Here is a 10,289-nt window from a genome sequence, read left to right on the forward strand (position 1 = left end):
GGGTAAAGGGGAAGGTGGGGCCCCCTCTGGGGATAAGGGGCGGGGGAAAAGGGTAAAAAAACTCAAAATCCTTTCCCTTTAACCTTTTCCCTTTTCCCTAAGAGTGCAAAAATATATTTTTGCAAGAGACTCCATGAGCTGCGCTCACAAGGAACAATGAAAATGATCTTGGAACGATTTTGCGTTGTTTCAGCCTCTATTTTCAAGGCAGGTCTATTAAACAGGCGAGCGCTCTGAGAAAATGAAGCCACTTGATTATATTTTTGACTTTCCCAGAAAAATAAGTAAGTATTAACACTTCTAATCCTGAAACAAAGCGCTCAAAAATGAAACGTTCAAATCGGCTTGCTTGGATAGGAGCGATCGCTTGTGCAATTTGAGTGATGTTATGTGTGCTTAAATAGCCATAATATCCCCGTTCAACCCGCGTGCAAAGAAGGTTTAGGTAGCTTTTTATTATCGTTGTAGTTGCCATGTTCAGCATGAGAACTACAACGAGTTTAACCTTTTGTATTACCGAGAATGATAATTTCCTCTGCCCTTAGCAATGTGTCAGCGATCGCGAGGATTTTACTTAGTTCGCTTTCATTAGGCAATGACAGTAATATCTGCACTAGTAAGCGCTACCTGATTCGAGAACTGGGCTATCTGAACTTGTGCAGCACTACCAACCCCATCTTTATCAAAGAATAGGTTCCCCGTAGTTCGATCGTAGATAAAGCGATCGCCTGCAATTGTCGCACTAGTCCCAAGTCGGAATAAGCTCGAATCCAGTACCGTATCCTGAGATTGGCTCAGTCCAAATTCTGTTTTAGAAACGAAGATAGTATCATCTCCAACAGTAAAATCAGTAATAGTGTCATAGCCTCCAGTGCGAGTATCAGCCAGGTTGAAGCTATCTCGACCAATTCCACCAGTCAATATATCTCGACCAACTCCACCAGCGAGTACATCGTCACCTGCACCACCAAGCAAGGTGTCATTGCCTGAGTTACCAAAAAGGCGATCATTGCCATCAACTCCATTCAAGATGTTAGCGCCAGTATTTCCCGTCAGGATGTTATTAAGGCTGTTACCAGTACCATTGATTGCTGAACTTCCACTCAGGGTCAAGTTTTCTAGGTTATTTCCCAACACCCAACTCACTGAAGACTTAACTAAATCTGTGCCTGCATTTAAATCTTCAGTAACAGTATCGCTAAGGTTGTCTACAGTATAAATGTCATTGCCAACTCCACCGCCGAGACTATCAATTCCCGCACCTCCGTCTAAGCTATCGTCACCCGCACCACCCAACAAGGTGTCATTGCCAGAACCACCAATTAGGCTATCGTTGCCATCAACTCCATTCAAGATATTAGCGGCACTATTTCCTGTGAGAATGTTATTAAGGTTGTTACCAGTACCATTGATTGCTGAAGTTCCAGTCAGAATCAAGTTCTCTAGGTTATTTCCCAACACCCAACTCACCGAAGACTTAACTAAATCTGTGCCTGCATCTAAGCCTTCAGTAACAGTATCGCTGAGGCTGTCTATGATGTAAATATCATCGCCGACTCCACCATCTAAGCTGTCATTGCCAACTCCACCATCCAAAGTGTCATTGCCTGCACCACCCAACAAGGTATCATTGCCGTCACTACCAATCAGGCTATCATTGCCATCAACTCCATTCAAAGTGTTAGCGGCAGTATTCCCAATTAAGATGTTATTAAGGCTGTTACCAGTACCATTGATTGCCAAGCTTCCAGTTAGGGTCAAATTTTCCAGGTTATCTACCAACACCCAACTCACCGAAGACTTAACTAAATCTGTGCCTGCATTTAAAGCTTCAGTAATCGCATCGTTGAGGTTGTCTACGATGTAAGTTTCATTGCCGATTCCACCATTGAGACTATCTGCTCCCAAACCTCCATCTAAGGTGTCATTGCCTGCACCACCCAACAAGGTATCATTGCCGTCATCACCAATCAGGCTATCATTGCCATCAACTCCATTCAAAGTGTTAGCGGCAGTATTCCCAATTAAGATGTTATTAAGGCTGTTACCAGTACCATTGATTGCTGTGCTTCCAGTTAGGGTTAAGTTTTCCAGATTAGCTCCCAACACCCAACTCACAGAAGACTTGACTAAATCTGTGCCTGCACTGGCAGATTCAATAATAGTGTCGCCGATGCTGTCCACAGTATAAGTGTCATTGCCTTTACCACCAATGAGACTGTCATCTCCTGTACCACCATCTAAGAAATCATTTCCATCGCCGCCATCGAGGGTGTCGTTATCACCTAGTCCGTTGAGCGTGTCATTGCCCAGTAATCCTGAGATAATATCCTTGTTCACCGTACCAGTCAAGTTGTCTGCAACTGAAGTACCAGTAATTTCATTAGGAAATTGACTAATGGTATTAGCCACTGTTAATGCAAAAACATCGCTGACAGTTGCCGTTCCATCACTGGCTATAACTTTGATGTTGAAGCTACCAACGTTGTTATTTGTGGGAGTACCACTAAAGGTAGTGCCGTTGAAAGTTAACCAAACAGGAAGTGGATTACCATTTTCCAAAGTTGCGGTGTAAACGAGATTATCTCCCGCATCCACATCACTGAAGGTATTTGCTGGCACCACAAAGCTAAAAGCAGTGTCTTCTGTAGCAATTTGGTCAGCGATCGCATTACTCACAACCGGAGCATCATTGATATTAGCGATCGCTAGACCAAATACACTACTGGCGGTAGCTCCATCCTTATCAGTTGCGGTAACTTTGAGGCTGAGGCTGCCCACATTTTGATTTAATGGCGTGCCGCTAAAAGTGCGCGTGGTTGGATTAAAGCTTAACCAAGTCGGCAATGGATTGCCGTTACTGAGGCTAGCAGTATAGGTCAGGGTGTCGCCTGCATCGACATCGCTGAAGGTGGTTGTTGGTACGGTAAAGTTGAAGATGGCGTCTTCTGTTGCTGTTTGGTCAGCAATAGTACCTAATGCTTTTGGGGCATCGTTAATATTGTTGACTCCGATCGCGATCGCTTTCTCGTAGAATAAGCCATCCTGATCTGTGGTGCGTAAACGGATGTTGTAGCTATTCTTGGTTTCGTAGTCCGGCGAACTATTAATCCGTAACTCGTTACCAACAATCGTGAAGGCGCTGTTATCGGTGCTGCCTGTACCGGAAACTAGGCTATAGGTGTGGGTATTGTTTGCATCGGGATCAACAGTGCTAAAGTTAGCAATTACTGTGTTGGCAGGAACATTCTCGTTAACACTAGTGGCATTAAGACTCAGGTCAGTGGGGGTACTGTTCAGGTCAAGGGCAAAAAGTTCATCTCCGGTATTGCCGTTGTTAGCAAAAAAGTAGAGTTTGTTATTAAGGTAAGTTAGGTTGTAAGGATTTGAGCCACCCATACCAGGGTAGATATCCTTGACGCGGACAGTACCAGCTTCAGTACCATCACTTTTCCACAGTTCCCGACCCCCACTGCCGTCGGTTGCACTGAAGTAAAGCGTGCCGTTGGCATTCGTCAGATAGAATGAATCAGAACTACTCGTGCCAGGGTTAATATCCTTGACGCGGACAGTACCAGCCTCTGTACCATCGCTCTTCCATAGCTCCCGACCCCCACTGCTGTCATAGGCAACGAAGTACAGCGTGCCATTGACATTCGTCAGAAAGTATGGATTAGAGCTACCCGTGCCAAGGTAGATATCCTTGACACGGACAGTACCAGCCTCGGTGCCATCACTCTTCCATAGTTCAGTACCTCCACTGCTGTCATAGGCATTGAAGTACAGGGTGCCGTTGACATTTGTCAGATTTGTATCCGCGCTAAGGTAAATATCCTTGACGCGGACAGTACCAGCCTCGGTGCCATCACTCTTCCACAGTTTATAACCAGCACTACCGTCAGTTGCAATAAAGTACAGCGTGCCGTTGACATTCGTCAGTAAGTATGGGTTAGAGCTACCCGTGCCAAGGTAGATATCCTTGACGCGGACAGTACCAGCTTCAGTACCATCACTCTTCCACAGTTCAGAGCCGCTACTGCTGTCAGTGGCAACAAAGTACAGCGTGCCATTGACATTCGTTAGATTTTGCGGTGAAGAACTACCCGTACCGAAGACGATATCCTTGACGCGGATAGTACCAGCCTCAGTACCATCACTCTTCCACAGTTCAGAGCCGCTACTGCTATCGGTGGCAACAAAGTATAGTGTGCCGTTGACATTTGTCAAATATGCCAAGTAAAAGCTATTCGTGCCAGAGTAGATATTCTTGACGCGGACAGTACCAGCCTCGGTGCCATCGCTCTTCCACAGTTCCCTGTCTCCACTGCTGTTGGTGGCAACTAAGTACAGTATGCGGTTGACATTTGTCAGATTTTCTGGCGAAGAGCTATTCTTACCAGGGTAGATATCCTTGACACGGACGGTACCAGCTTGGGTGCCATCACTCTTCCACAGTTCAGAGCCACTAATGCCGTCGTTGGCAACGAAGTATAGCGTGCCGTTGACATTTGTTAGAGATGTTGGGCTAGACGAGAGTGTAGCAGGATTAATATCCTTGACGCGGACAGTACCAGCATCAGTGCCATCACTCTTCCAAAATTCCTCACCCCCACTGCTACCATAGGCACTGAAGTACAGCGTACCGTTGATGTTCGTCAGATTTTCTGGGCTAGAGCCATCAGTGCCAGAGAAGATATCTTTAACGCGGACAGTACCAGCCTCGGTGCCATCACTCTTCCACAGCTCCCTGTCTCCACTGCTGTCGGTGGCAACAAAGTACAGTGTGTCCTTGAAATTCGTCAGATTTGCTATTGAATAACTATTCGCGCCAGAGACGATACCCTTGACGGGCAAAGTACCAGCCTCGGTACCATCACTCTTCCACAGTTGATAGCCCCAACTGCTATCGTGGGCAGTGAAGTACAGCGTACCGTTGATATTCGTCAGATTTTCTGGGGTAGAACCACCTGTGCCAGGGTAGATATCCTTGACACGGATAGTACCAGCCTCGGTGCCATTACTCTTCCACAGTTCATAGCCATCACTGTTGTCACGAGCAACGAAGTACAGTGTGCTGTTGACATTCGTCAGATTGAACGGTAAAGAGCTACCTGTGCCAGTATAAATATCCTTGACACGGACGGTACCAGTTTCAGTACCATCACTCTTCCAAAGTTCAGTGCCCCCAGTGCTGTCGGTGGCAACAAAGTACAGTGTGCCGTTGACATTTGTTAGATATGCTGGGTTAGAGCTACCTGTGCCAGTATAAATATCCTTGACACGGACAGTACCAGCTTCAGTACCATCACTCTTCCAGAGTTCATAGCCACTACTGCTGTCACGAGCAACGAAGTACAATGTCCCATTGACATTCGTTAGAAAGGTCGGACTAGAGCCAGCCGTACCAGGATAAATATCTTTGACGCGCACGGTACCAGCTTGGGTGCCATCACTCTTCCACAATTCCTCACCACCACTGGTGTCGCTGGCAACAAAGTAAAGTGTGCCGTTGATATTCGTCAGGTATTTGGGGGAAGAACTACTTGTACCACTATAAATATCCTTAACGCGGACAGTACCAGCTTCAGTGCCATCACTCTTCCACAGTTCATAACCCCCACTGCCGTCGGTGGCACTGAAGTACAGTGTACCGTTGACATTCGTCAGATATTGCGGAATAGAGCCACTTGTGCTAGGATTAATATCCTTGACGCGCACAGTACCAGCCTCGGTGCCATCACTCTTCCAGAGTTCATAGCCCGCAGTAGTGTCATAGGCAATGAAGTACAGCGTGCCGTTGACATTCGTCAGATATGATGGGCCGGAGGAAGCTCCGTTAATATTGATATCTTTGATGAGGATAATCGATGGTTCTTCTGCTGGCATAACCGTTTTTCCTTAAACTTCTAGATTCAGAATCACAAGGGAAATCAGGCGTTAGTAGACGCCCCAATTGCGATCGCTATTTTTCTTGCTATGTAAATATGCGATGCGATCGCTTAACTCCCAAGCTTCGCTTTTTTTTAAATTAAACAGCCTCGGCAAATATGTCTAATTTTATACTTGATTTAGATAAAGCTCATTTGGTTTAGTTAATATAAGCACTCCATATCAACCAATATCGACACGGATATGAACATAACCCGTTGGAAGGAATGAAAGAGAAATCTTGGTGATTGTCTCGATTCAACTTAGCCGATCCTCGTAAATTGGTGTTTGCATAGCGTGTCCTAAAGGACAAGGTATTGATAAAGTTAATTATATTTTTGACTTTGCCTGAAAAATAAGTAAGTATTAACAGTGATATTCAAAGGCTATGAAAGTCGAAAATGAAACGTCCAAATCGCCTTGCTTGGATGGGAGCGATCGCACTGGCTGCGATCGTTTTACTTAGTTTGTTCGCGGCTCCCAATAATACTAAAATTAACGCTGGCTCTACCTATAACCGTAACTCTGATGGCTATGGTGCTTGGTACGCTTTTATGCAACAACAGGGAATTTCTATCAAGCGTTGGCAAAAGCCTTTTAGTGATATTCAGCCAGAGAACAACCCAGTTACTCTGCTACAAGTAGGCGGCTATCCCAGAGAAACCACACTAGATAGTCAAGAGCGGGAATGGGTAGAGAAAGGGAATACTTTGGTAATTTTGGGTGCAAAGGCGCGGGTTACAGAAGCGGAGTTTAGCACTATGCAAAAATCTCCTGAAGGTGATATTAAAATTGATACACGTAGACGATATAAAAAAGCTAACTCTAAGCAAGTTAATTTAGGCGATCGCTTTGGTGCTGTTGTCTGGAAAGAAAATTACAAAAAAGGAAAAGTGATTTTTTCTACCACTCCTTATTTAGCTGCCAACGCCTATCAAGATTATTTAAGTAATTTCAAGTATTTAGCTAGTTTGGTTACTGAAAAAAGTAACACAGTCTTTGTCGATGAATATATCCACGGCTATAAAGATGCCGATGTCAGGAAGAAAGAAAGCGAAGGAGATTTATCTAGCTTTTTTGCCAACACTCCTTTACTTCCAATCTTGATACAAGTAGGTATCCTGCTATTAGTGCTAGTTTGGGCGCAGAATCGCCGCTTTGGCAAGCCAGTAGCTTTAGATACACCAGTTGTAGATAATAGCGAAGCATACATCCAAGCTTTAGCCGGGGTGTTGCAGAAAGCTGATACCACCGACTTTGTTGTTGAAATGGTGGGTAAACAAGAACAACTAGAACTCCAAAAAGTCTTGGGATTAGGGCAAGTACTATTAGAACGTCAAGCCTTGATCGATTTCTGGATGGAAAAAACAGGTGCAAGTGCAGCCGAACTAGATGCAGTTTTAAAGCTACAATCTCGCAAACAACCCATCAGCGAACGAGACCTGTTAAGCTGGTTGGGAAAATGGCGAAGCATTAGACTAATTCGTAATACTTCGGCTACGCTCAGTACAAGTTCGTAATTCGTAATTCGTAATTATTTTTTTGGAATTGTACTCTGCGTTGGTTATTTATCAATAAAAAATATGAGTGAAACACATCCTATTTTAATTCGTCTTGGTCAAGGTCTTAATCAAGTAATTGTCGGACAATCTAGCTTAATACAGCAACTCTTAGTAGCGCTGCTAGCGGGTGGGCACGTAATTTTAGAAGGAGTACCGGGAACTGGTAAAACCCTACTCGTAAAAGTGTTAGCGCAGTTAATTCAAGGGGATTTTCGCCGGATTCAATTAACACCTGATGTTTTACCTTCAGATATTACTGGTACTAATATTTTTGACTTGAATAGCCGCAATTTCACATTGAAAAAAGGGCCAATATTTACTGAAGTATTGCTAGCAGACGAAATCAACCGTACTCCGCCCAAGACACAAGCGGCGCTGCTAGAAGCAATGGAAGAGATGCAGGTAACACTGGATGGTGAAAGTTTGCCTTTACCAGATTTATTTTGGGTAATTGCAACCCAAAATCCCCTAGAATTTGAGGGTACTTATCCTTTACCAGAAGCACAGTTAGACAGATTTTTATTTAAGCTGATGGTAGATTACCCCGATCAAGCTGCTGAAAAGCAAATGTTACTCAATCGTCAGGCAGGTTTTGCAGCACGACGTTTAGATATTAGCCGTTTGAAACCAATTGCAACAGTAGCCGACATTTTGCAAGCACGACAAGCAGTCAAAGAAGTTAAAGTATCAGAAGCGATCGTTGATTATTTGTTGGCGTTGGTGAGAACATCGCGTCAATATCCCGATTTAACTTTGGGTGCATCACCCCGCGCTACTGGTGCTTGGTTGCAGACATCTCAAGCATTAGCGTGGTTAGCGGGAAGGGATTTTGTAACGCCAGATCATGTAAAAGCAGTTGCATCACCGTTGCTACGTCATCGTCTCATATTGAAACCAGAAGCGATGCTGGATGGTTTACAAATGGATGCGGTAATTGCGTCGGTAATTAATCAAGTACCAGTTCCAAGGTAAAAAAATTAAACCTCTGACGTAAATCCCTCTTATCTCAATTTTGGGAGAAGGGGAGTTGTTTCACCAAGACATAGCGATCGCCATCACAACATTACTGATAAAATATGCAAAATGCGAGAACTTTACCCAGCGATCGAGCCTTACTTAGAAGGTAGTTTACAAGTTTCCGACCTTCATACTATCCATTTTGAAGAGTCAGGAAACCCGCAAGGTCAACCCATCGTTTTGCTGCATGGGGGCCCCGGTGGTGGATGTCCAGCTTTTTATCGGCAATATTTCCACCCCGAAAAATGGCGGTTAGTCATGTTTGACCAACGCGGTTGTGGTCAAAGTACTCCCCATGCTGAATTACGAGAAAACACCACTTGGGATTTAGTTAGTGATATCGAAAAACTGCGCCAACATTTAGGTATAGAAAAGTGGGCGGTTTTCGGTGGTAGTTGGGGTAGCACTTTGTCGTTAGCTTACAGTCAAACCCATCCCTCTCGATGCACAGGATTAATTCTGCGTGGCATCTTCATGCTGAGACAAAAAGAGTTGCGCTGGTTTTATCAAGAGGGTGCTAGTTATATTTTTCCTGATGCTTGGGAAGAATATCTCAAACCAATTCCCATAGATGAACATGACGATTTAATCGCAGCATATTACAAACGTTTGACCAATCCAGATTTAGAAATTCAATTAACAGCAGCGCGTGCTTGGTCAATTTGGGAAGCTAGTACCAGTAGACTTTTCTTCGATCCTGAACTCATGCAAAAGTTTGGCGAGAGTGAATTTGCTTCCGCTTTCGCACGTATTGAATGCCATTACTTTATGAATAAGGGATTTTTGGAAACAGAAGATCAATTACTCTTAAATGTAGACCGCATCCGCCATATTCCGGCTGTAATTGTTCAGGGACGCTATGATGTAGTCTGCCCGATGATATCAGCTTGGGAATTACATCGAGCTTGGCCAGAAGCGGAATTTATAGTGGTTCCTGATGCCGGACATTCGATGAGTGAACCAGGAATTTGCAGTGCTTTGATTGAGGCAACAGATAATATTTAATTCGGTTGAATATTTAGCCTGTGGGATGGGAGAGTTCGCTAAAGGAGTGGATGTAAGACCAAACTCACGACAATAAATCTTTAGCAGGATGCTAGGTAAATTCAAGCTGACATTCCCAATTATTTTTGCGGCAAAAGATGAGGAATTTTTATCATCTGTTATCACGACCATTCCCCCACTGGGGGCCGCGAATGACAGTTCCACTGGGCATAGTGGTGTTCCAAATCAAATTCATTCCTCGGCAAATCAAGCCGTCATCGGTATGAGCGCCTCTGAAATCAGCTTCTGCGAGAATAGCATTTTCAAGACTTCCCATTTGAACTTCCCAGAAATGGCCAAACGTGGCATTCATCTCACTCAAAATGCTATCCCGCAAGTCGGCTTTATCGAAGGAACTTTGCGTTACATTAGCAGCAAACAAATTAGCATCGTGGATAATTGCTCCTTCCAAACAACAACTTTCCAAGAAAATACCACCCAAATCGGCTCCAGTCAAATCGGCTCCAATCAGATAGACACTACGCAAATCAGCGCCTCGCAGGTTGATATCTTGCAAAACCACACCATCAAGATCGAGTCCACTATGTTTGGAGCGGCGAAATCCATAGAGTCCATAATGAGCCAATTTGATTCCAGCAAAGTTACGTTCCCCATCAGCATAGCGCTCCAGCAACTCTTCAGCAGTAATTTCCCAGACCATTATTTACCTCCCGCATTAATTAACATAAACCTCGTCTACGTTGAAACCCGTAGTTTTTCCTCATCTTCTTCAAGATG

At 44.3% G+C, this 10,289-nt stretch carries 5 protein-coding genes; 3 read left to right on the forward strand and 2 right to left on the reverse strand.

Annotation, left to right across the window (positions count from 1 at the left end; translation table 11 throughout):
• Nucleotides 1–588: 588 nt before the first annotated feature.
• Nucleotides 589–5,886, reverse strand: coding sequence for an ELWxxDGT repeat protein (locus RM049_RS35105; protein ID WP_322707493.1), 5,298 nt, complete (start codon nt 5,884–5,886; stop codon nt 589–591).
• A 443-nt stretch (nt 5,887–6,329) separates the two neighbouring features.
• Here RM049_RS35105 and RM049_RS35110 point away from each other — a divergent pair, with 443 nt between their 5' ends.
• From RM049_RS35110 to pip, 3 genes are all read left to right on the forward strand, one after another.
• Nucleotides 6,330–7,448: a DUF4350 domain-containing protein gene (locus RM049_RS35110; RefSeq protein ID WP_322707494.1), complete on the forward strand. Its 1,119-nt coding sequence runs from the start codon at nt 6,330–6,332 to the stop codon at nt 7,446–7,448.
• Nucleotides 7,449–7,511: 63 nt separating this feature from the next.
• Nucleotides 7,512–8,462: a MoxR family ATPase gene (locus tag RM049_RS35115; RefSeq protein ID WP_322707495.1), complete on the forward strand. Its 951-nt coding sequence runs from the start codon at nt 7,512–7,514 to the stop codon at nt 8,460–8,462.
• Nucleotides 8,463–8,573: 111 nt separating this feature from the next.
• Complete coding sequence (pip, locus tag RM049_RS35120; RefSeq protein WP_322707497.1) at nt 8,574–9,512, forward strand: prolyl aminopeptidase; 939 nt, start codon at nt 8,574–8,576, stop codon at nt 9,510–9,512.
• Nucleotides 9,513–9,663: 151 nt separating this feature from the next.
• On the opposite strand, the gene RM049_RS35125 is transcribed toward pip, so the two are convergent.
• A complete protein-coding gene (locus RM049_RS35125; protein WP_322707498.1) occupies nt 9,664–10,212 on the reverse strand; it encodes a pentapeptide repeat-containing protein in 549 nt (182 codons plus the stop codon).
• Between the last annotated feature and the right edge of the window lie 77 nt (nt 10,213–10,289).

Origin of the sequence: Nostoc sp. DedQUE04 (genome assembly GCF_034530995.1) — a bacterium.
Taxonomy (GTDB): domain Bacteria; phylum Cyanobacteriota; class Cyanobacteriia; order Cyanobacteriales; family Nostocaceae; genus Nostoc.

Excerpts from the sequence above, each read along its gene's own strand:
- RM049_RS35105 (WP_322707493.1), bottom strand. The coding sequence starts at position 5,886 with ATGCCAGCAGAAGAACCATCGATTATCCTCATCAAAGATATCAATATT.
- RM049_RS35110 (WP_322707494.1), top strand. The coding sequence starts at position 6,330 with ATGAAACGTCCAAATCGCCTTGCTTGGATGGGAGCGATCGCACTGGCT.
- RM049_RS35115 (WP_322707495.1), top strand. The coding sequence starts at position 7,512 with ATGAGTGAAACACATCCTATTTTAATTCGTCTTGGTCAAGGTCTTAAT.
- pip (WP_322707497.1), top strand. The coding sequence starts at position 8,574 with ATGCGAGAACTTTACCCAGCGATCGAGCCTTACTTAGAAGGTAGTTTA.
- RM049_RS35125 (WP_322707498.1), bottom strand. The coding sequence starts at position 10,212 with ATGGTCTGGGAAATTACTGCTGAAGAGTTGCTGGAGCGCTATGCTGAT.